26 protein-coding genes are annotated in these 22503 nt (G+C 46.2%); 11 read left to right on the forward strand and 15 right to left on the reverse strand.

Features of this window, described 5'->3' with window-relative positions:
* Nucleotides 1-63: 63 nt before the first annotated feature.
* The 3 genes from QFZ51_RS22375 to QFZ51_RS22385 are packed head-to-tail and all read right to left on the reverse strand — an operon-like array spanning nt 64 to nt 641.
* Nucleotides 64-249 carry a hypothetical protein gene (locus QFZ51_RS22375; RefSeq protein ID WP_429049067.1) on the reverse strand — a complete coding sequence of 62 codons (186 nt, stop codon included), beginning with the start codon at nt 247-249 and terminating at the stop codon, nt 64-66.
* A 32-nt stretch (nt 250-281) separates the two neighbouring features.
* Nucleotides 282-464 carry a hypothetical protein gene (locus tag QFZ51_RS22380; RefSeq protein ID WP_370912036.1) on the reverse strand — a complete coding sequence of 61 codons (183 nt, stop codon included), beginning with the start codon at nt 462-464 and terminating at the stop codon, nt 282-284.
* Between the two features lie 15 nt (nt 465-479).
* A complete protein-coding gene (locus QFZ51_RS22385) occupies nt 480-641 on the reverse strand; it encodes a hypothetical protein (RefSeq protein WP_159454461.1) in 162 nt (53 codons plus the stop codon).
* Between the two features lie 255 nt (nt 642-896).
* On the opposite strand from QFZ51_RS22385, the gene QFZ51_RS22390 reads away from it, so the two are divergent.
* A complete protein-coding gene (locus QFZ51_RS22390; RefSeq protein WP_429049071.1) occupies nt 897-4010 on the forward strand; it encodes a lantibiotic dehydratase in 3114 nt (1037 codons plus the stop codon).
* 12 nt (nt 4011-4022) lie between these two features.
* Nucleotides 4023-4163 (forward strand): hypothetical protein, encoded by a 141-nt coding sequence (locus QFZ51_RS22395; RefSeq protein ID WP_370912034.1) that lies wholly within the window; start codon nt 4023-4025, stop codon nt 4161-4163.
* 44 nt (nt 4164-4207) lie between these two features.
* Here QFZ51_RS22395 and QFZ51_RS22400 read toward each other — a convergent pair whose 3' ends face one another.
* The 4 genes from QFZ51_RS22400 to QFZ51_RS22415 form a co-directional block, all read right to left on the reverse strand.
* A complete protein-coding gene (locus QFZ51_RS22400; protein WP_429049073.1) occupies nt 4208-4699 on the reverse strand; it encodes a hypothetical protein in 492 nt (163 codons plus the stop codon).
* A gap of 176 nt (nt 4700-4875) precedes the next feature.
* On the reverse strand, nt 4876-5433 hold the full coding sequence (locus QFZ51_RS22405; protein WP_429049075.1) for a lipocalin family protein: 558 nt from the start codon (nt 5431-5433) through the stop codon (nt 4876-4878).
* A 175-nt stretch (nt 5434-5608) separates the two neighbouring features.
* A complete protein-coding gene (locus QFZ51_RS22410) occupies nt 5609-6241 on the reverse strand; it encodes a CatA-like O-acetyltransferase (RefSeq protein ID WP_429049078.1) in 633 nt (210 codons plus the stop codon).
* Complete coding sequence (locus QFZ51_RS22415) at nt 6238-6933, reverse strand: HAD family hydrolase (protein WP_429049081.1); 696 nt, start codon at nt 6931-6933, stop codon at nt 6238-6240. Before QFZ51_RS22415 ends, QFZ51_RS22410 begins: the two co-directional genes overlap by 4 nt.
* Nucleotides 6934-7014: 81 nt before the next feature.
* Between QFZ51_RS22415 and QFZ51_RS22420 the strand changes: the two genes are divergently transcribed.
* Entirely contained in the window at nt 7015-7668 is a 654-nt protein-coding gene (locus tag QFZ51_RS22420; protein ID WP_429049084.1) for a Crp/Fnr family transcriptional regulator, read from the forward strand.
* 61 nt (nt 7669-7729) lie between these two features.
* On the opposite strand, the gene QFZ51_RS22425 is transcribed toward QFZ51_RS22420, so the two are convergent.
* On the reverse strand, nt 7730-9115 hold the full coding sequence (locus tag QFZ51_RS22425) for a hypothetical protein (protein WP_429049086.1): 1386 nt from the start codon (nt 9113-9115) through the stop codon (nt 7730-7732).
* A gap of 253 nt (nt 9116-9368) precedes the next feature.
* Nucleotides 9369-10211 carry an ester cyclase gene (locus QFZ51_RS22430; protein ID WP_429049089.1) on the reverse strand — a complete coding sequence of 281 codons (843 nt, stop codon included), beginning with the start codon at nt 10209-10211 and terminating at the stop codon, nt 9369-9371.
* A gap of 142 nt (nt 10212-10353) precedes the next feature.
* Here QFZ51_RS22430 and QFZ51_RS22435 point away from each other — a divergent pair, with 142 nt between their 5' ends.
* The 8 genes from QFZ51_RS22435 (at nt 10354) to QFZ51_RS22470 (ending at nt 16330) form a co-directional block, all read left to right on the forward strand.
* On the forward strand, nt 10354-10761 hold the full coding sequence (locus QFZ51_RS22435) for a carboxypeptidase-like regulatory domain-containing protein (RefSeq protein ID WP_429049090.1): 408 nt from the start codon (nt 10354-10356) through the stop codon (nt 10759-10761).
* Nucleotides 10762-10789: 28 nt separating this feature from the next.
* Nucleotides 10790-10996, forward strand: coding sequence for a hypothetical protein (locus QFZ51_RS22440; protein WP_429049092.1), 207 nt, complete (start codon nt 10790-10792; stop codon nt 10994-10996).
* Between the two features lie 478 nt (nt 10997-11474).
* Nucleotides 11475-12173, forward strand: coding sequence for an HAD family hydrolase (locus QFZ51_RS22445; RefSeq protein WP_429049095.1), 699 nt, complete (start codon nt 11475-11477; stop codon nt 12171-12173).
* Entirely contained in the window at nt 12173-13015 is an 843-nt protein-coding gene (locus QFZ51_RS22450) for a phosphoribosyltransferase family protein (RefSeq protein WP_429049098.1), read from the forward strand. Before QFZ51_RS22445 ends, QFZ51_RS22450 begins: the two co-directional genes overlap by 1 nt.
* The gene (locus tag QFZ51_RS22455) at nt 13005-13559 is read left to right on the forward strand and encodes a TerD family protein (protein WP_370912023.1); all 555 of its coding nucleotides are present in this window, start codon (nt 13005-13007) and stop codon (nt 13557-13559) included. Before QFZ51_RS22450 ends, QFZ51_RS22455 begins: the two co-directional genes overlap by 11 nt.
* 34 nt (nt 13560-13593) lie before the next feature.
* Nucleotides 13594-14208 (forward strand): TerD family protein, encoded by a 615-nt coding sequence (locus tag QFZ51_RS22460; RefSeq protein ID WP_420989365.1) that lies wholly within the window; start codon nt 13594-13596, stop codon nt 14206-14208.
* A gap of 45 nt (nt 14209-14253) precedes the next feature.
* A complete protein-coding gene (locus QFZ51_RS22465) occupies nt 14254-15354 on the forward strand; it encodes a toxic anion resistance protein (RefSeq protein ID WP_429049099.1) in 1101 nt (366 codons plus the stop codon).
* Between the two features lie 67 nt (nt 15355-15421).
* Nucleotides 15422-16330 (forward strand): hypothetical protein, encoded by a 909-nt coding sequence (locus QFZ51_RS22470; protein WP_429049101.1) that lies wholly within the window; start codon nt 15422-15424, stop codon nt 16328-16330.
* A 74-nt stretch (nt 16331-16404) separates the two neighbouring features.
* Here QFZ51_RS22470 and QFZ51_RS22475 read toward each other — a convergent pair whose 3' ends face one another.
* The 6 genes from QFZ51_RS22475 to QFZ51_RS22500 are packed head-to-tail and all read right to left on the reverse strand — an operon-like array spanning nt 16405 to nt 22492.
* The gene (locus QFZ51_RS22475) at nt 16405-17193 is read right to left on the reverse strand and encodes a TerC family protein (protein WP_429049104.1); all 789 of its coding nucleotides are present in this window, start codon (nt 17191-17193) and stop codon (nt 16405-16407) included.
* Between the two features lie 25 nt (nt 17194-17218).
* Nucleotides 17219-18727, reverse strand: coding sequence for a helix-hairpin-helix domain-containing protein (locus QFZ51_RS22480; RefSeq protein ID WP_429049106.1), 1509 nt, complete (start codon nt 18725-18727; stop codon nt 17219-17221).
* Nucleotides 18728-18740: 13 nt separating this feature from the next.
* Nucleotides 18741-20144: a PP2C family serine/threonine-protein phosphatase gene (locus QFZ51_RS22485; protein WP_429049109.1), complete on the reverse strand. Its 1404-nt coding sequence runs from the start codon at nt 20142-20144 to the stop codon at nt 18741-18743.
* A gap of 16 nt (nt 20145-20160) precedes the next feature.
* Entirely contained in the window at nt 20161-21216 is a 1056-nt protein-coding gene (locus tag QFZ51_RS22490; RefSeq protein ID WP_429049111.1) for a TerY-C metal binding domain-containing protein, read from the reverse strand.
* Nucleotides 21216-21845 carry an AIM24 family protein gene (locus QFZ51_RS22495; protein WP_429049114.1) on the reverse strand — a complete coding sequence of 210 codons (630 nt, stop codon included), beginning with the start codon at nt 21843-21845 and terminating at the stop codon, nt 21216-21218. Before QFZ51_RS22495 ends, QFZ51_RS22490 begins: the two co-directional genes overlap by 1 nt.
* 11 nt (nt 21846-21856) lie before the next feature.
* Nucleotides 21857-22492, reverse strand: coding sequence for a vWA domain-containing protein (locus QFZ51_RS22500; RefSeq protein ID WP_429049117.1), 636 nt, complete (start codon nt 22490-22492; stop codon nt 21857-21859).
* Between the last annotated feature and the right edge of the window lie 11 nt (nt 22493-22503).

The raw sequence follows: 22503 nt of genomic DNA on the forward strand, positions 1-22503 counted from the left end.
ATACTGCAATACATGTTTTGCCATACAGTCAGGTTGCTGTGAAAATTATCGATCAGTTACTGATCAGTAGCGACAAGAGTCGAGGCTGCAAATAGGAGCGCCCTGGCTGATGTTGTCAGTACAAATCCGGAGCGAACACAGAACGGAACAGGTGCCGACGGTTGCCGCCATCTGTTGTCCTGTTGCATTGGAAAGACTGGCCACTTTTATTTTACCCAGACTGAGTTTTTTGCCTGATGTTTTTTTCATGACACAATTTTTTTAACAGTACAATGATGAAATTAGAAAATGCAGGAGTCTTCACTACATACAGGTGCACCCTGGCTAAGACAGGTGATCTTAACACTTGGAACACAGGCCAGTGATGGAATGAATTGAGCAGCTCCCCTGCTGTCATTATTGACTTTGCTGAGGTCGGCCACTTTAATTTTACCGAGACTCAGTTTCTTACCGGATTTTTTCATGGTTGTTCAGTTTAATTAGAAGCAAGGATCTTTGGAAATAGGTGGAGTACATTTCATAAACAGGCTGCAGCCGGTATATGTAGGTGCTTTACCATCGGCCTGTTCCTGGCTGCTGATACTGAGTTTAGCCACTTTTAATTTACCGAGGGCCAATTTCTTTACAGGTGTTTTTCTCATTTCGCAAATGTTTATGGTTGAAAAAATAAATAGACAATAAGTTTGGCAGGTTCATATAATAGGGTCATTCGAAATACAGGTTTTATAAGATTACAGGATTGATGATAAATGTAGGTAGAAAGTGAGAATATAGGGATCACGTAAAAACGTGATTTTTCACATAAAGATGTTTAAACATCCTTTTTACCGGTTTTACGTGATACTATACTGTGGCAGAAAAAATTACCTTCATTTTTTTAATGTTGACCTTGCGCCATGATCAGAGCTGAAAACTTCTATGTGGTAAGAACACCGCTATTACCGGTGAATATTGTCACTCAGTTACACCATATCTCCCAAGCCTCCCTCGCTCCTGTTATCAAAGCTATTTTCCGGGATGAGTTCCTGCAGGAAGCTATTTATATTGCTTCCCCGGAATTATACCAGGAGTTGCAGAAGTGGCTGGCCACCGACAGCGACAACCAGAAACTGGCATCAGCACTGTATCGCTACCTCCTGCGGATGAGCAGCAGATGCACGCCTTACGGTCTCTTTGCAGGCTGTGCCACCGGCGGATTATCGGATCATACGGCTATTCAACTGAATGATAAACAGTTGCATAAAAAACATTGCCGCCTCGACATGAACTATGTGGCAGAGCTTACCGCCGCCATTACTGCCATACCGGCCATCCGGGAACAACTGCTGTATTATCCCAACAACTCCTTGTATGCTGCCGGCAGCCAATATCGCTATGCGGCCTACAGCGTTAAAAATAAGGTCCGCAATTATTATCTCACCGCTGTAAATTATAGCAGCTACCTGGAAAAAATGCTGGAAACAGCCCGCAACGGCGCCACGCTGGCGGACATACGCAACAGCATTGTAAGTGAAGAAGAAGACATCAGCGCAGAAGATGCTGAAGTTTTCACAGAAGAACTATTGCAGAACCAGCTGCTGGTAAGTGAACTGGAGCCCACCGTTACCGGTGACGAGTTTTTTAGCCACCTGGTGAACCGGTTAAAAAACCTGGAGCATACCACCGAAACAACCGCACTGCTGACAACCATACAAGGTATGCTTAACCTGCAACAGACAGGCACCGGCAAGTATACCACCACCCATGAGCTGGTGCAGTCGCTGCTCACGGAAACCAGTAACAAAGACCTGGTACAAACAGATCTGTTTCTTTCAACCGCAAAAAATACCCTGAGCCATACCGTTATCAATGAATTGTCCGCCCAGGTAGCGCAGTTGTGGAAACTGGCCAGCAACGATAACAACAGCGACCTGCGGCAGTTTTGCGATGCCTTCCGGCAACGGTATGAAGAACAGGAAATTCCGCTCAGCCTGGCCCTGGACAGTGAAGCCGGTATCGGCTATGGCGCCCATAGCCAGAGCAATACAGACCATACGCCGCTGGTAGATAATTTACACCTTCCACCACGTAATACCACGTCTGCCGCCCCCCGCAGTAAGTTGCAGGACTTTCAGCTGCAACAGCTTCATCAGTGCCTGAAGGAAAACAAAAAGGTGATCACCCTCACCCGCGAGCACCTCGAAAGCTTCCGGGAAAAAGAAACACCCTCCCTCCCCCACAGCATGTACCTGATGGGAAGCATACTGAGCAACAGCGCCGCAGCTATCGATAACGGCGACTACCTCTTCGATATGAATGGCTGCAGCGGCCCTTCCGCCGCCAACCTGCTGGGAAGGTTTTGTCATGGTGATGAAGAACTGGCCGCCCATGTAAAAGCCTGTTTAAAAGCGGAAGAAGCCAGCGACCCGGAAAAGATCTATGCTGAAATTATTCACCTGCCGGAATCACGGACAGGCAACATTCTTATGCGGCCACGGTTACGGGAGTACGAAATTGTATACCTGGCCAATAGCCTCGCCCCGGAAGCATATCAGCTGCACCTTTCCGATCTGATGGTGAGTGTACAACGTAATAAGGTAGTGCTGCGCTCCAGGAAACTGAATAAAATTATTGTACCACGCCTCAGCACCGCACATAATTACCGGCAGGGACTACCGGTTTATAAATTCCTGTGCGATCTGCAATTCCAGGACTATCATACCGGCATTGGCTGGCACTGGCAGATACCCGGCGAGGTCTCCTTCTATCCGCGCGTGCAGTATGGCAACATCATCCTCAGCAAAGGAACCTGGATGCTGCACAAAAAATCATACCCCGCACTGGCTAAAGCAACCCCGGAAAAGTATACGGAAATTTTCCGGGACATCAGCGCCCAGCTGGGGCTCCCCCGTTATGTAGTGGTAAAGGAAGGAGACAATGAACTGCCAGCCGATCTTGAAAATGAAGTGGCGGTGCATCTGCTGGTAACCACCCTGCTGAAAAAAGAACAGGTAACCCTGCAGGAGTTCCTCCATACACCCGGAAATTGCTGGATCAACGGCCCCGATGGCGCGCATACCAACGAATTTATTATTCCACTCAGGAACATATCTTCCGAAAAAGAAAACAAACAAACAAACCAAATAATTACCACACCTGCCGGTACGCCTGTACGAAAATTCAGTACCGGCAGTGAATGGCTGTATGTTAAACTATACGCCGGTACACGGAGTGCGGAAAATATCCTGAAAGAAAAGATCCTGCCGTTAACACAGGAACTGATGCAGGAAAACATCATTGACCAGTGGTTTTTTATCCGGTACACCGATCTCGAACATCACCTGCGGATCAGGTTCCACCACAGCACTAATCCACATTTCTGGAGCACCGTATTGGAAAGATTGCACGCCGCACTGCCCACCGATAGCATACACCGGCTTCAAACAGATACCTACGAAAGGGAAATTGAACGCTACGGCGCAGATACCATGCTGTTTAGCGAAGCGGTGTTTCATTACGACAGTACATGCGTCATCAGTATACTGGATCTCCTGGAAGAAGAAGAAGGTGAAAACTACCGCTGGATGCTGGCATTGAGAGGGGTGGACATGCTGCTGAATGATTTCGGGTATACGCTTCCAGCCAAATCGGCCTTATTGAAAATGCTCCAGAAAAGCTTCTTCGAAGAATTTGGTGGTGAAAAGTCCTTGCTAGTACAACTCAACGACAAATACCGGGAAGAAATGCGGAAAGTGAGCAGTATACTTGATCCTATGCAGGACAGCGAACAGGGTATTGAAGCGGCCGTGGCTTGCTTTCAAACCCGCTCCGCTCATATACAGGAACAGCTTGCAGGCATACAGCTCGCCAACCGCGACGATCTCCTTTGCAGCTACATTCACATGTTCCTTAACAGGATCCTGTTATCCAATCAGCGTAAACATGAACTGGTGATCTATCATTTCCTCAGCAGGTATTATGAATCCATGATCGCCATCTCTAAAAAACAGCTCAAAGCAATTACTCACTAAATACATATTGGTATGAAAAAGAAGAATGAGCAAAAAATGAAACTGGGCACTATTAAAGTGGCCAGGTTAAGTGCTGGTATTACATCCACCGATCAACAGCAGAAAAAGATCACTCATCCTACCACTACGGTAATCAGGACTTTCGACTGCTAACTGTTTCACCGGGGTGCCGGCTGATTTTACACCGGTACCCTGTTTTAAAGTCTTTCTACTTCACTCAAAGGCAACCTGATTTCTCCAATTGGGTTTACCACCTTCAGCATCAGTTCTCCATAATGCAGGTAGAGATCGGCCACTATGGCGCCATCTTTTACTTTCCATTTGGTGTTTGTTTGCAGGTAGCGCTTTAATTTCTCCTCCAGCTGCGCGGTTCCTTTCCATTTCCGGACTTTCAATAACGCTACATACACTTTATATCCTTTAGGTTGTGAAGCGGCAGTCATCAGTTTCATCATCTCTTCCTGGTTAGCGGTATGGTAAATGCCTTTTCTATAATCCGCTGAAATATGTTGCAGGTGCTCATTTGCCAGTGCAAGATGCTTATAGGGGGTAATGAGAAAAGTTTCAATGGCATCCGTATCAAAATGATCTTTCCCACGCGGATAACTTTGCCTTACGAAAGCAACAAATCCATGCTTTGTTAAAGACATCACTAATTCCGGAGAGAGCAGCGCCAGGGGATTATGCATGAGCTGAATTTAACATTTCCAGGAAAGATACTAAGATAGTTAGTACTTATATAAAATAAAAAAGCCCTGATGGCCACTACAGCATGGTTCTCAAGGCTTTCTTACATTATTCATTTGCTTTCTGAAACAAAAATACTAATATTTTTAGTAAATCCTAATTTATTTTATCCACTGCCTCAACTTGGCCCTACATAACTATCATGTTTGGTCCATATGAGGGCGCCGGTATCATATCCCAGTGCGGCGGCGGTTGCCAGGAAACGGATTTTAATATCTTCGGGGATAGTCCGGGTACGCGATAAAATCCAGATATAGTTCAGGTTGTTGCCGGCCACCAGGGCATACTGATATTTTTCGTCGATATCAATGACATTATACCCGGCGTAAAACGGTCTGGAGAAAGATACTTTTAACCGGGCTTCGTCAGGTGTACTCACAAACGCAGCTTTACCTTCACTTTCTTTCCAACGGTATTTCTTAGTATCATAACCCTTATTGTCCACTTTTATCTCCCCGTTTTCCTTTAATGAATAGGTGGCAGAAACATTGCTGAGATAATGTTCAAACCGGTAATCCAGCCTGGCGATTTCATACCAGGTGCCAAGGAATTTTTGTATGTCAAAAGGAGAAACAGCTTTGGCCCCCTTAGGAATGGACACTTTGGTATTATTATACAACAAATATGCGGCGGCAGCAGACGCAGCTGCTCCCAGGACCAGCAATTTTTTATTCATAAAGCATGATTTTTAAAAATGATGTGTCTGAATTTGCGGGAGGTACCGCAAAAAGGCTGCCTGACCGGAAGTGATTGCTGGCAGGGAGTTTTAAAATAAAAGGCGGGCCGGGAGTGTTGCCAAATTGCTACAAATAGAGGTAAGAAATTGAGAAGGGCAAGGAAAGTGAGCTCGCCTACAGGGCAGACATTTCCATCCTTCGTTGAAACCCTTCCAGGAACTGCGCCACATGGAATCCATCCATCAATGCATGATGCACATGCACAGATACAGGCATTATTTTCCGGTCGCCCACTTCTTTTACTTTACCGAAAGTAATTTTAGGGCAGCTATCTTTAAATGAAAAACTCCGCGCATGAGATACGGCGGTAAAGTTAATCCAGGGCAGGGAGGAATAATGAATCACATTCTCTCCCGACACAGCTGGTATCAATCCTGTACTCTGACGTACTCTTTCAATTTCTGCTTTGCTGCTGGCTTCAAATGCGGCTGCATCTTCATAAAAATTCATATATGCAAAACCAAAAGTACCGTCGGGCCGGTTAATGGTAGGCGATGCATCTACCTGGTCATACACCCACACTTCATCACCGGCTATGCGGTAACGGAAAGGGGGAACTTCGTTGGCGGCTGCCAGCGACTTATGCAGGTAGCTTAAAAAGAAGGAGTCCCCGCTGGCTTTGGCGTTGTTAAAGGCAGTGGTGCAGTCGATGTCGGTGGTGATCCCGAAAAAAGGTTCTTCGAACTGGCGGAAGAAGTTAAAGTGTTCCTTTCTCGCCCAGGTGTCCAGATCTAATAATTGTTTCATAATATCAGGTGCGGCAGGATATCTGCCATTGTAGTAAACTCATAAAAACGGGGATCTTCGATTGTATGATCGATGTGTTCATGCTGCCAGGTGGTATGGTACGGAATATGGATAGCATGACCGCCCAGTGCCAGCACCGGCAATACATCCGATTTCAGGGAGTTGCCCATCATGAGGAATTCTTCCGGCTTGCAATCGAGGTGCTTTATTAATTTAAGATAGTCGCGTTCCTTTTTATCGCTCATAATTTCAATATGATGGAAATAATGCTCCAGGCCCGATTTCCGCAGTTTGCGTTCCTGGTCCAGCAGATCGCCTTTTGTAGCCACTACCAGGCGATACTTGCCGGAGAGCGCCTGCAGCACCTCTTCTACCCCATCGAGCAGCACAATGGGCTTATCCAGCATTTCTTTTCCATACTGGAGCACCTTATGGAAAACTTCCGGGCTGGCAGTATTCTCGGATACGCGCAGCACGGTTTCTATCATGCAAAGCATAAAAGATTTTATGCCATAACCATAGAGTTCCAGGTTGGCCATCTCCGTTTTAAACAGCTCCTGCGATACGGTATGATGCGGCAGGTAATCTTCCAGCAGGCTGCAAAAAAGGGCTTCTGTTTCCTGGAAGTAAGGCTCGTTTACCCAAAGGGTGTCGTCGGCATCGAATGCGATCACGCTAATGTCAGAGATCATTGTTATTTTTACGTTTTTCCGGATGCAAAAATAGAACCCGGCAGTTTATAAAACGGGACATTTGTCCCACTTCTTAAAAGTATGTTACGGACCAATCCTGCTTTTCTTCATTTCATGGAACAATTCACCGCCAGCAGCGCGGAGGGCGAAGCAGTGGCCATTAAAACCTTTACTGCCGGCACGCGGCTCATCCGCCAGGGTGGTACCATCAGTCATGTTTATATTATCCGGGAAGGTATTACAAAATGTTATATTGAAGAAGATAACGGGAAAGACTATATTTTCGAATTCCTGGGAAAGGGTGAAATTACCGGCGACCTGGAAGGCATCAGGAAAGAAAAATGCCTGTGTAATATTGAAGCCATTACGCCCGTAACAGCATATGCCATTCCGCATACCTTGTTTAGCTGGCTGCTGGTTAACAATACGGAGTTCAACAGGCTGATGTTGGAAGAACTGGTGATCCGTATCCGCCAAACCTGTATCCGCGCGTCTTACCAGCAACTATACCCGGTAGAATATGCATTGCTCCGGTTGCTGGCGCTGGAAGCGGAACAAGACATTGTTATTCCCAAAAAGGATATGGCATCTTACCTGGGTATTACGATCCGGAGTTTTAACAGGACCCTGAAAGAACTAAGGTCCAAAAATATCCTGGATCCGCAGGGGATGAACATTGATCTCAGCCGGAAGCAACTGGAAGAAATATTGCGCCGGTTTGAGGATATGGGATAACGGCCACCTGTATACGAAAACAAAGGGCTGTTCCTTTTTACAGCAACAGCCCTTCTGTTATTTACTTGAATAATCTCCACTCGCTTAGCTGGAAATCCACGCTACCATTGGTGGCGGTTACATACACGGCATAATATTTATATGCCGTAGTATTGGAAATGGCAAACTGCCTGGTTTGATTCCGGGCGCCAAACACCTGGTTTATTTGGGTATCGAGTACCGTCCAGGTAGTACCATTATTGGAGCCTTTCAGCTGCCAGTTTTTAGGATCTCGGTCTGTAGCGTCGTTACCGGAAGTAAGGGTATATGATTTCACGGTTTGCCCGGTGGCAAACTGCAGCTGCATTTTAAAATCAGCGGGCACCGCATTCACAAATAGTTTGGTGCTGTATACATTATCGGTGAGCTTCAAGGAGCCTTCTGCCGCGGAGGCGCCACCATTGTTTTCTTTACTCACGGTAATCGTACCCGAACCGGTGATGTCGTCCGAAGGATAAGTGATACCCGGGAAATCCGTTTTTGCCTGCTTCAGCTGTGCGGTCCAGTCGTTGCCCCCTTCATCTTTATTGCCAAAGGCAGTGAGGGCCAATTGCTTCAGATCTTTATTGGCAGCGCCGCTCCAGTAATGTACAAATTCCCCGAAGTTAAGGCCGCGGGTGTATTCGGGGTAAGTGGTGATGCCGTTATTGTACGTTTGTTTGGGAAAATGCTGCGCCAGCAGTGCGAAGAATTTATTCAGTGGCGCTACACCACCGTAGTTAGTATAGATTGGATAAAACCAATCCCGGAACCAGTAAGTGCCTGCGCGGGGATAAGCATCTGTTTGGGTGATCTTCATGTTATACCAGCGGGTTACATCGGCACTGCGGCCCAGGGCCAGGTACACATCGTACTGGTAGATTTCCATCCATTTGCTGTCGTGCCAGATGCCAAACGCCGGGGAGCCGTGTACGCCTTTGGAAGCGCCTTCCACAATATGCCCCACTTCATGGGTGGTAAGGTCAATGTCGTTGCCTGCACCGGAGATCCAGGCATTGGGATCGGAGGAGCCTACATCTATTACGTTGCGGTAATCATGACTGGCATCCATATACGTAGACGGATGCCCACCGGAATATTTGCCGGAGTGCAGGATTACAAAGAGGCGGGAATCGTCGCCAAAAGCACCGTAAGTGCTTTTGGTATAGTTCCATACCTGCGCGAGGTAGGTGTTGGGCCAGGTAATGCTGCTGTTTACATCATTATCAAAATAAACTGCTACGCTGGTATCATAAAAAACGCGGTTAAGCAGCTGTTGGTGTTCAAACCAATGTTCCTGCCAGGTGACGGGTGGTGTGGCTAATACCTGCAGGTTATTTTTTCCGGAAACAGGTTGAAGATCACCGCCGGGAGCGCTTTTCTTTTCGCATCCCAACAGTATGCCCAGCACAATAAATGCCCGCAGCAAACAATGAAGTTTTCATACGTTTTTTTTTAAGATGAGTGAATGAAGGGGGTTTCGGGTTTTCAATCATGCGCAACTGCTCCTGGTGAAGCAGTTGCTAATCAATGCAGTTTTGGTTGTTCAGGTAGATAAGTTAACACATCTTTTTACAGTAACCTGTCAACGGATTTTAAACAATTGTAAACAGATATTAAAAGGATACACAAAAAAAGGTGCGCAGTACGCTGCACACCTTTTTTACTTTTTATTGCCGCTGCTATTCTGTTGCGCGGGTGTACAATCCCCTGTCCATAGTCACTCCCAGGCGTTTCATCATGCCCGGCATATCAAATCCTTCTTTTTTGTATTCCGCCTGCACCTGTTCTTTGGCGTTGGCTACCGCCGCTTTGTTTTCCCACTGCGCAATGGTAACATACACCAGGTTGTCCTGCTCATCAAAATATTCATAGGCAGCATCTGAAATAAAGCCGGGGAGCGTTTTAATGAAGTGCCGGTTCACCGCCACCCGCTGTTTGAATTCCGCGATGCCGGCAGCAGGCACCAGAAATTTATCAATGAACTGTACCTGTTCTTTTACCGGCGCCGAGGCAATATCCGCGGGTAATACGCCCAGCGAGGTTAAAAACCCGAGGCGGTCGGTCTGTACTTCTGATGCGATGATTTTTCCATCTTTGAATTCATAGATGGCTACGCCGTTGATATGAATAGCTTTGCCGGTAGCAGGAATGTTTTTGTACGGCCCTGTTTGTGTGCCATACCAGGTCCATTTCGCCACTACCTTATTCCCGTCTGATACCAGTGACGATAACTTCCATTGAATGTCCGGGAAAGCGGCGATGAGTGGCGCAATGGGGGCAGTAAACCCGTCAACACCCTTGTGCCCTTCCGGACCGGTATGCGCTTCGGATACAATGGACGGCAAGAGGCGCATGTCTTTTTTGTTCATGACATTTTCATATAATTCCTGTATGATGGCTTTGTTCTTTTCCATGTCAGCTATTTTAAATTCCTTTTGTTGATGAATGCTTTTTCCCTGTGAAAATGATATCGCTGGCAGCAGTGCAGTTACCAGGTATATCGTGAGATGAACGGTTTTCATTTGCTTTTCTTTTTACAAAAGTATCTCTCCCGCAAAACCCCGAATTGTAAAAAATCATTGATTTACCGGAACCACTTATCCTTATTCATCTTTTTCATTTTTCTATCTTAGCTCCGATCTATTATCAGTAAAACCCACATCTTTGAAATTTCTGATTAATTTTTTCCTGATAAGTATTATCAGCAACGGCGTTTATGCGCAGGCGGTACTTACAGGCACAGTGAACAATTCATCTCATACGCCCGTTGCTTATGCCATTGTACGCCTTCAACGGTTACCCGGGGATCCGCAGCAGGTATTGCAAACAGACAGCAGCGGCAGCTTCCGCTTTACCAGGCTGCCTGCAGGCGAATACGTACTGAATGCCGTTGTTGCCGGCTACCAGGCCGCCACGCTGCATTTCAGCATTCGTCGTGATACGGTGGTAAACATCACCTTACAACCTTCCAATACCCGGTTGGGTGAAGTGACCGTTACGGCCGGCAAACCCGCTATTGAAAACAACCCGGATAAACTGGTGTACAATTGGCAGATCAGATGCTTATTTTAAACTGGATATCGGGCTGAAGGCGTCGGTGATGAAGAAGAAAGTAGACATTGTGTTAACCATGAATGATATTTGCCAGAGTAGCGCCATAACCATTAACGGCGCGCAGCAGCAGCTGAGCAACTTCCAGTTGAACCGTTACCTGAAGCTAGGCATCAGTTACCGCTTTGGCAGCAGGGCCGCTAAGCTGCCGGCAGGCGACACCGGCAACCAGGAAGAGAGAGGCCGTGTTCATTAACTGATGATAGAACCGGAGATTTATACACATCCCTTTTTTGCACAGATTCCAACACCGATTCAGTGCTGGCCTGCGGGCCAGCGCATAGAGCATGCCAGAAACAGCACTCGCAACCTGAGAATTTCCGCAGGTGCAGAATGGCTGCTTTTTGGTAGCTTAGCGGCCGGGAACTGCATATCCGGGCTTGCAACACCCGGGCAGGAAAACTAGATAAGTTAAAAAACCAACTTACTTTATTACCAATACATTAACAGGTGGTTTTGGGTTTATATGAAAGATAAAATCCTATATTAGGACCTTGAAAAAAAAAGCGGTATGCAGGCTTTTTTAGTATTAACCCATAACAAACTGATTTTGGTAACAAAAAGATTAAACAGGAGCTGCTAAATATTACTTACATTAACCCTTACAGGTATGCTGGTACAGGGAACCGGGCCAAGTATCAATTGCCGGAGTGACGTAAATGCTTAAAAAGTACATGAACATATACCAACATTATTCTTTTGATCTATGGTTAACTTTAATAAAATCGAATCCTTTATTTAAACAGGAAAGGACGCGCTTTTTTTACAACCATTTCAATCAACACCAAAAAACACTGGAAGAGGTAAGCCGCATATTCCGCAAAACAGATCTGCTATGCAATGCCATCAATGAAAAAACAGGCGGTAATATTGATGCGGAGGAAATGTACCTTATGGTGATCAGTGAAATAAATGATGACGACAATGCCTTCGGGAGCATTGATCTGGCAGGGCTTTACGAGGAAATGGATGCCCTGGTGCTTAAACACCTCCCGGTTATTTATTGTTCGGAAACAGTGAAAACATTGCGCAGGATAAAAGCATCATCTGACAGTACCATCAGTTTACTCAGTAACACCGCTTTTATAAAAGGCAGCACATTAAGACGGGTATTACAGGAGCTGGAGCTGGAGCATTTTTTCGATTTCCAGCTGTATTCAGATGAAACCGGCATGTCGAAACCCAATGAAAAAATGTTTCGCCTGATGCTGGAAAACGTGGCGATAGTAAGAAATGATACGGCAATCCCGCTAAGTAACATCATACATATTGGCGATAATGTAAAAGCAGATATTAACGGGGCGCAGGTGACAGGCATTCGTACTTTACTGGTCAACTCCAATCATCAATGTATTTCAAGTTTACTTAACTGATGACAACAACCTATTCACTTCATAAGATCACCCATGCCGGCCATTTCGGGTTTAGCCCCGATGACTACAGCCGTTTCAAGTTCGGGGACGACGCCGTTGCCGAAAAATTCGGGACCAGCCTGGCGGAAGGATTTATTGAGCATCACCTCAAAGGACAGGAAGTGCCGCAGTTTGTGGTAGTGTCAAGTCCATATTCCTTTATCCCAACGGCTACCTTTGCGATGAAAAACTATTTCGTTTTTCACTTGAACAGGTGGCTGGCAGCGCACGGGCACCCGGTTTTACAGGAAACCAAAGTACACCGTACCATTACCTACAAGGAGGATTACGGCGAACTGGATGCGGAGCAACGGTTAAAGCTGATCGGCAACGACAGCTTCCATATCGACCGCCACTTCCTGACCGGGAAGAAAGTGATTTTCCTGGATGACATCAAAATTACGGGAGGCCATGAAAGAATGATCCTGAAAATGGTGGATGCCTATGACCTGCCTAACGATGTGTACATGCTCTATTATGCAGAACTGCAGAATAAAAGCATTCATCCCAACATTGAAAACCACCTGAACTATCATTTTGTAAAGTCCATCTTCCACCTGGAAAAAATCATCCAGGGGGAACAATTTTTCATTAATACACGGATTGTAAAGTATATCTTGAATTATGATTTCGATTCATTTTGTATTTTCCTGCAAAATCAATCCGATAAATTTGTGAATCTTTTGTATAATATGGCCCTGGGAAACGGTTATCATACGATAGAAGTTTACCAGAAAAATCTGAATTTTATTAATAATTACTTATTTAACAGAAAACATAAAAGCATACAACATGGCAATTAATTTGCAAAAAGGTCAGCGGCAAACGATTAATGCGCCCAAATTCGTAATCGGCCTGGGCTGGGACGCTAATGCTTCATCTACCGGCACCAGCTTCGATCTGGATGCTTCCCTGTTCGTAATGGGAGAGAATAAAAAGATATTATCTGAGCAGCACTTTATTTTTTATAATAACCTCGTATCACCCGATGGCAGCGTAGAGCATACCGGCGATAACCTCACCGGCGATGGCGGCGGCGACGACGAACAGATTAAAATTGACCTGTCTAAAGCAGATCCCAAAATTACCGAAATATGCGTAGTGGTAACCATCCACGATGCAGAAGCACGCCGGCAGAACTTCGGCCAGGTAAGGAATTCCTTTGTGCGTATATTCGACCCGGTTACCAACGAAGTATTACTGAAATACGAGCTGGAAGAAGATTTTTCTATTGAAACAGCTGTGGAATTCGGAAGAATTTACAAACGCAACGACGAATGGAAGTTTGAAGCAGTAGGCGTTGGCATGAAAGGCGGCCTGCAGGACTACCTGAACAAATACAACTAATCTATACAACACTATATCTAAATATAAGATCAACATGGCAATCAATCTTCAAAAAGGTCAGCGTATAAATCTCGAAAAAAGCAATGGCGCCAAACTTCAGAATATCTGTGTAGGGATCAACTGGGGCGCTATTGAAAAGAAAGGCCTGTTTGGCCTGTCTAAAACCAAAGAAGCGGTAGACCTGGACGGCAGCTGCGCAATGTTCACCGAGCAGAAGCAACTGCAGGAAGTGGTTTACTTTGGTAACCTGAAATCAAAAGACAACGCGGTAAAACACAGCGGCGATGACCTGACTGGTGACCTGAACGGCAACGACGGCCTGGACAATGAAGTGATCACGCTCGATTTCTCCCGGCTGGATGCCAACACCAACTACGTGGCATTTGTACTGAACAGCTTCCGCGGACACGACTTTGGCACGATTCCTTTTGCGTCTATCCGCATTTATGAAGGTACCCCTGCCCGCGTGAACGAAGTATTTGCCACCTACGATATCGCCAGCGGCCCCGGCTTTGCAGGACACGTATCTATGGTGATGGGCGTTTTCTACAAAAAGAACGGCGAATGGAAATTTAATGCGATCGGTGAACCTACAAAAGACAAAAAACTGCAGGAAACCGTGAACACCGTTGCGCAGAACTACCTGTAGGATCACTTTTTGATAAGATAATATCAATTTATAATCAGATACCTTATGGAAGCAAACCCAAATATCACCGACCAAACCCTTCCCGCGGTAAGGCTCGACAAAGAGGGAAATGTGGATCTGGCGGTTATTACGCCGGACGATGCAAAGAAATACGGGGAAATAAGTAAAACATTGGTAACCACCGATGTAAATTCCATCCTGAATTATGGTACCGATGTACAGAATTCAATGGAAAAATACAGTAATGAGTTCCTCACTTCCGTACGTACCTATAACTCGGGCGAAGTAGGCGGGCTGATCAACGATCTGCTTACAGAACTGAATTATATCGACGTAGATGAGCTGAACCAGGGCGCTTTACAGAGCTTTATCTCTAAAATACCTTTCCTGAAAAAGCTGGTATTTGATGCCAAAAAGCTTTTCCAGAAATACGATACCGTTATCAGTAACATTGATAAGATCACCAATAAGATCAAAGCGGGCCGCATCAATTCACTGAAAGACAACAGTTCTTTGCAAACCATGTTTGATAGTAACGTATCTTACATCAAACAAATGGAAGATCTCATTATTTCAGGTCAGCTGAAATTCAATGAGCTCAGCCAGAAGCTGGCCGAAATGGAAGTGAATGCCGCCAATTACAATGACTATGAAATCGCTGATTTAAGGGATTTCATTACCCGCCTGGATAAAAGACTGGCGGACATGAAGATTGTGCGCTTTATTATGCTGCAGTCTTTAGCCCAGATCAGGCTGGTGCAAAACAACAATACTTCCATTGCGGAAAAGGCGCAATCGATCATTTCCACTACGATCCCTGTCTGGAAAAACCAGCTCACCATTGCGGTGGCGTTGCAAAGACAGAAAGCCAACGTGGAAATGCAAAAGAAGATTTCCGATACCACCAATACCATTCTCCAGAAAAATGCCGACCTGCTGAAACAAAACAGCATCGAGGTAGCGAAAGAGAATGAGAAAACAGTAGTATCTATTGAAACATTGAAGAGAACTACCCAGTCGCTGATTGAAACTTTACATGAAGTGAAAAAGATCCACGATCAGGGCACCGAAAGCCGGAAAGTGCTGAATGGTGAATTGCAGACGCTGGAAACAGAGCTGAAGAAAAATGTAACAAACGTTAGCTAACGGAGGATAAGTAATGGAGGATAACCTGGCAATAATATTAAATGACTCAAATAAAACTATCAGCAAGTTGCAATTGCTGTCCACTTTTTTTGAAGAAGAGATAATATACAAGATTTATCTCCGAAGCCAGGTTGTCCATAAATTATTTGAAACAAATCCGGAACTCGATGTCAATAAGCTGGAACTGTTTCACCTGCAATACACCGCCACGGTGATTGACCTGTTGCGAAAAATAAAAGCCAGCAATGAAAGAAACGTGAGTATTTTATACGACGAAATACAGATCAACAAAGACCTGATCGCCAATATCAACGACTCCGTTTTTTCAGAGAAAAATTACCAGCAGGATAAACAGAAACAATCCCTGAAGATCAATTTATCTTTGCGGAAGCTGTACCAGGTGCTGTCTGACAACTCCGAAGACTACCCCTTCTCCAAAAACATCAATGCTTTCAGCGCACGATTCTCCCAGGATTTTTATTTCGATATTTCCACCGAAGCGCTCAATGAACTGATTAAATTCACCCCCGCAGAAGTGTACCGCAACAACTCCGCCATCATACAGCGCAAGCTGATGGGATTGTTGTGCAAAATGGATTTTAAAACCGAGTTCTTTTGCGGACTCAGTGCCGGTAACCTGATCCTGGAAGTGTACCGCTTCCTTAACATGGACCGTTACTTTCTCTTCTTCCCCGCAAAAAATTTATTCCTGTTCTGTGATCTTTCAAAAATCACAGACGTTGACTGGTCCAACACCCTCTCCAAAAAAACAAGGATTATACAGGAGTTAACGGATAAGAATGATAACCTGATGAGCCGCGCCAACGTGCTGAAAACGGTGATCCCGGATAACGTGCATGCCCTCCTGAAGGAATACTATGAGAAAATTTCCGACGTCGATTTCCTGCAACAGATTGGTCGCTTTGATGTGCAGACCAACATCCTCAAAACGATGCTGAACACCAATGTGATTTAGGCATAAAAAAGACGCCAGTCCGCAAACTGGCGCCATAGAAACCTTTATTAAGCTGAGCCGGTTTGTTACCGGCATCATTTTTTCTCCAACTCTGCAGCAGGGGTTCTTTTAGGAACATTTAACAGCGCCGATGTAATGATCGGAACGATAAACACGCCCACGGTGATGATCGACGTAATGATGTCTGCTTTTGAACTTTCCAGGAAATGGGTAACAGGTGATTCCGGAAAGAAATGCTCGTAGATAGACAACGTCAGTTTAATACCGAGAATGGCAATAACGATGTACGCCGCTGCTTCCAGGAAGGTAAACTTCGTCATCAGTTTCACGAAAGCCTGTGCCACAAAACGCATGGCAAGGATACCGATAAATACCCCCAGGCAAACCAGCAGTATATTATCAGTAAAAGCTACTGCAGCAAAAATATTATCTATAGAGAAAGCCATATCCATTAACTCCACCAGTGCCACCGTAGCCCAGAAAGGCCCGATAGCCCCCACTGTGGCCTTGTATAGCCAGTTCTGGCCTTTGTCGATGCTCTCTTCTTCCTTCTCTCCTTCTGTTTTCTTATTTTTCCACCAGCTGAATACCAGGTACAGGAGATATAAACCGCCCAATGGTTTCAGCCACCAGATCTTGATCAGGAAAGACGCGAACAACATAGCCAGACCACGGAACAGGTAAGCGCCGAAAATCCCGTATTTAAGGGCGCGGTCGCGTTGTTTTTCGGGCAGGTCCATTACCATGGTAGCCAGTACGGCCGCGTTATCTACCGACAATAAACTTTCAATAATAACGAGATTCCCGACAATGATTGCCGAAGGTATTGGGTTGTCAATAATTTGTTGGATTAATTCATTCATTTCACTTTATTTTTTATATAGGTTTCTACTTGTTGGCAATCGTTATAATGACTACTCTTCCGCCCTCTTCCCTCGACAGCAATAGTCTTTTTCCATCCGTTAGTTCCACCATCTCACCGATGGCAATTTCTTTATCTTCTGTAAGATCTTTTAAAGAAGTGAGCTGCTGGTTGACCAGCACCCATTTGCCCTGGTGAAAAACAAAATACCCGACCGGCACTTTTTGCGCGGCGGTGATCCGTTCGTTGCGGATAGTATTCCTGTTTACATGCCATTGGAACAGGTATTGATTATTATACACCATCAGCCGGTGGTTTTCCGGTTTCCATACCGTTGGCTTAAACTCGTAATACAGGTCCAGTACGGGCAGGGTGCCTTTATGCGGCGTACCGCAGAAAGGGCATTTAGGAGAATGGGTGTTATCAAAAACGTACCATTTCTGTTCGCAGGCGGCATTGCTGCAGGGCTGCATGAGGTCTGTTGTTTTTAGTAACGCCTGTTCCCACATTTCTGCCGGCGGCCGCTCGGTTGGCTGGTGCAAACCGGTTACAAACGCCTGGTAGAACAGTTCCTTCAGGTAAGGCCCTGTAATGGTGTATGGTAACTTATTTACATCTGCCCAGGGCAATTCCTTCGGATTAATGTGATTCAGTTTTGGCCGGTTGGAAGTATCCTGCGGATGTTCAATAAATAGCGCCTTCTCTCCCATTGCCAGCAGGTCGTCTTTTTCTGCGTCGAGATCGTGGATCTTCCCTCCTTTTAAGGGATGACGGTATAAAAGATACATGTAGATCATTACTGCCAGCGCATGCAGGTCGGTAAGACGGTTGGGCAGCTTCCTGCCCGGGTCTTTCAGGCCCAGGTGCTTGGTGGCGAGTACTTCCGGTGCGATGAAATCGGCGGTGCCAATTACATCCGGTGGAAACAGGCCCGGTACCACGAGGCCATCTATATCGATGATGGTGGCCGATTTACTTACCGGGTCTACCAGCACATTTTTATACGACAGGTCGGAATGTGCCAGTCCGGCTGCATGCAGGCGTTTCACACCTCTTGAAATATTTACACAGATCTGGAAATAGCTTAACCAGTTGCCCAGTTCTGCTTCATCCAGGCGCAGCGTAAACTGCTTGTTCCTGAATTTGGGTGAAGCAAACCATTTCCCTTCTTTCTCCTTTCCTTTAATCAGGTCGTTTGATGCGTATCCTTTCTTGAAAAAAAAGTTAGCATGGTAACACGGTACTACGAGGCCTACCTTTTTATCTGCTTCCACCATGTCTGTTGGCCAGCAATAAAGATCCCGGTAGTAGTCGCCGCCTTCCCGGTTAAAGAAGCTGTTATAGTAGTCCGTCACAATTTTCCGCAACCGCTCTTTCGAAGCGTAGTCCTGTGTGTCCCGGTAAAATGCCACCACGTATGATTTATCCGGACTGAAGTAAACGTCCTTCATGCCACCCCGCATAGGTTCTCCGTTATCAACGTATTGATAACTTTTCCCTGCATTGATGACGGAATTCACCGTTTTTGTACTCATATAGTCCGCATACTTAACTGATGATCATTAAAGTTCTGTCGTCATGATTCCCGGGGCTCCAGAAGTCCATCCAGGCAGATAGCTGGCTGGCGGTTTCCGGTGTATGGCTGGCCAGGTCTACTTTTACATTGTCATCGTTTTTACCGCCGAGGTCTTCCAGCAGTGCTTTCCAGGCTGTCAGCTTCTCCAGGTTGGCTTCTACTTCAAACTTGGGATCATAAATACCGTCGGTCATCAGCATCAGGTACGAGAAATCAGGCACCAGCCTGAACCCGAAGCGGGTTGCAAATGTATCACTTTTAAAGATTTCCTGCATGGTAATAAACCGGGTTCCCCCGCTAAATTCTCCCACATCCAGCCGGTTCAGCAACTGGATGTCTGTAAAATCCTTATTAATCAAAGCAATGGGGCAATCGCCTACGCCAAAGCTCATGATCACATAGCCGGATTCGTACTTTTTTAAAAGTACAAATATAAGTGTGGAATGAAGATCTTTTACTGGCGCTGCGCAGGCGACAGCAAATTCTTCCAGCTTTTTATGTACGGTGAACGCTGCTTTGCCGAGGTTATCGTATACAAAGCGGGTGAGTTCTTTTTGTGTTTTGTCGCTTCCGGCGGTAGCGTGTGCGGCAATCAGCGCATCAAATGCGCTCCTTAGTACCGGCGTAAAGTGCTGCTCAAAGTATTCCACGATGCCGGTGCAGGCCATCCTGGACCCTGCGCGGGACAGCCTTGCGCTGCCGGCGCCGTCAGAAACGGCCATAACGCTCCAGCCGGTGTCGCCGAAATGTTTAAAGGCAAAATCATCTTCCCGGAAGCCACCGGTATTGGCGTGCGAGCGGCCTCTTTTGGAGGCTACCAGCAGGTGCCTGTCGCCCAGCGGGGCATATTCCGCCACGTTGTCTTCTTTCCAGTAGGGATCATTTTTATCGCTGTCAATATTTTTCCAGAGCGATCTGGGATTGGGGTTGATGACCAGCGGCACCTTTTTTTCGTTTGGCGCGGTGGTTTCATCTTCGCCGTTGATGTGGTATTTCAACGTTAGTTTAAAATCGCCGCTTTTAACGGGTGTGCCCCGGATCACTTTTGTTTCCGGATCGTATTGCAGACCGGTTTCTTCCAGCCCCTCGATATGAAAATAGGTAAAGTCGTTCCATTTCAGCAGTCCGAAATCCAGTGTCACCTCGTAAGGCTTTCCTGCAGTGGCATTCGGGATGCTGACGGATTGTTGCTGAATGTCGGCCAACCGGTTTTTAAACTGCCAGGTATCCATTAGTAGCTTTTTATTTTCCAGGATCTGCCTTACCGCCAGCCTGTTTTGCTCTTCATTCACAAAAGCGTCGAACAGGTGCTGCCGGTTAGTGCCGACCGTAATATTATTTGCTTTAAATAATTCCCGGATAAAGGATTTGTCCATGTTTCTCTTTTGTCGGTTAGCCTTGTGCCCGGTTTACATCGAAACCACCGTCGCTGGCGCCGTATGCCGCGGTGTTTCCGCAGGTGGGGCAGGTACTGAGCTTTTCTTCGCCGATGCAATGAATCTGGCCACAGGAGCACAGGGCGAATCCCCATTGGTTGCCGCAGCAGGGGCAGGTGGGATTGCCTATCAGTTCTTCACTGTTGATAACAGCCGGTTTTGTGTGGCTATCGGACAGTTCGTGATAGGTTTTATCTACCTGGAACGCCCCTACCAGCCGGTAATACAGCCGGTTCAGGTTTAGTCCGTATATTTCTGCGTCCTGTTCTGCGCGGCGGTATTTCATGAGGTAATCCCGTTGCAGGTGCTGGCATTTCCCTACCATTACCACGTAGTTGCTATCGGTGTAACTGCGGGGTGGTGATGGTTTTGAGAGATCTATTTTCGACAAGGTATCGGTATCGTGTATTTTCGACAGTTCAAATCCTGAAGCGTTTTTCTCTACACTTTCACTGCTGGTTTTGATAGAGTCGGTAATCCACTTGAAGAACTGCTTATAGGCTGCGGGAGAGCTGTTTTTAAAATGCACTACGTTTTCCGTCAGCTCTTTCAGCAGGTTGGTATCTGCTTCATTGCCGAAGGAAACGGCCACCATATTGGCAGTGCGTTGCCAGTTCTGTTTCCATTCCGCGATGGCTGCACTGGTATCGTCTGTAGGCACGCCGTCCGTGAAAAGAAAGATGATCGGTTTCCAGTCGCCTTTTATTTCATAGGTAGTTTTCACCTGGTTTTTTCTCAGTTCATACATGAGGTGTCCCAGTCCCCGGCTTAAAGAGGTGCCTCCGCCAATAGGAAAACGCGGCGGATAAAAGTTGATGATTTCCTGCAGCGGTACCAGTGTTTTCGCCTGGCCGGCAAAAACAATAATAGAGATCCAGGCTGTTTCAATGGCGTAGGGATCTGTTTTGAGTGCCTGGATGATTTGTCCCAGCCCTTCTTCCACCTGTTGAATGGGTTCTCCCACCATTGATTCGGAGACGTCTATCAGGAAATAAACCGGTAGTCTTCTCATTATCCAAAATTTACAGAAGTGATATATACGGTTCCCGGACCGGTAATTTTCAGCATACTTAATCCTTCTCCTCCAAGGAGATTATTTCCGGAGAAATGGGATGACATCCGGTTTACCATATCTGCATTCATGCAGATAAAGCTTTTTTCATCCACAAAAACGGTTTGCCCGGGTGTGAGGTCCAGTGTAATGGGTGTGCCTATCACATCTAAAAATACCGTACAAAATCCTGTTATTTTCTGCATGATCAGGCCTGTACCACCGATGAGGGAGGTCAGGTTCATTTTCACATCAATATCAATTTTGTCGGAGGAGGCCACAAAAGCGCCTGCTTTACAAACAATGCCGGAAGTAAGCTGCTTGAGGTTAACGGGCAGCAGCCCCACTTTGCCGGCTACCACCAACTTGCGCGGATTTAAATGGGTATTGCACAGTTCTACCTGGAAAATACTTTCGCCGGTGAGTTTTCTTTTTATCAGTCCGGCTACGCCTTTATCGAATACATTAACCTTTGAAGTAATTCCTTCTTCATGATAGATCAGTGCGCCTTTCTCACAGAAGAATTTCTCCTGTTGGGATAATTCTACTTCCAGGCATTTAAAATCGTGTCCGATCAATTTTACGTTCATTCTTTTTATTATCAGATGACTAAATTCACTTCGTTGGGAGGCGGCGGCAGTGTTACCTGCTCGGTGGTGCCCATACTTTTATTTCCCTGTTCTATGGTGTCGGATACCCACTTAAAAAATTGCTTCAATGTGGCGCTGTCGGCCGTATCGAGATGCACCACGGTGTCTGTCAGTTCCTTGAGCATGCCGTTGTCTGCTGCTTTTCCTGCCGCGCAACCTACAATGGTGGCGAAGTTCAGGTCTTTTATCAGCGGGATCATTTTGCGGTACAGCTGCAGATCCGAAGGTTTACCATCGGTAAAAAGGAACAGCAACGGGCGCCAGTCGCCTTTTTGCGTGGGAGTACCTTTGCGTACTTCGCTGTTCACTTTTGCGTGGAGAAATTCCAGTGCATAGCCGGTGTGTGTGGGCCCGCTCTGCGGACAGCTAATTTCCGGCAGCTGGAAATTGGCCAGTTCCACCAGCGGGGTCAGTTCTTTTACTTCCCGGTCGAAAGTGATGATGCTGAGCCACAACGAATCCATTGCCTGGGGGTCCATCCGCAAAGTGTTTACCATGCCGCTCAGGGCGTTGTTGAGTGCCTGAATGGGCTCACCGTACATAGATCCGGAGGTATCCAATAAAAAAAATACCGGTAATCGTCGCATATCAATATTTT

The organism is Chitinophaga sp. W3I9, assembly GCF_050434025.1.
Classification (GTDB): Bacteria; Bacteroidota; Bacteroidia; order Chitinophagales; family Chitinophagaceae; genus Chitinophaga.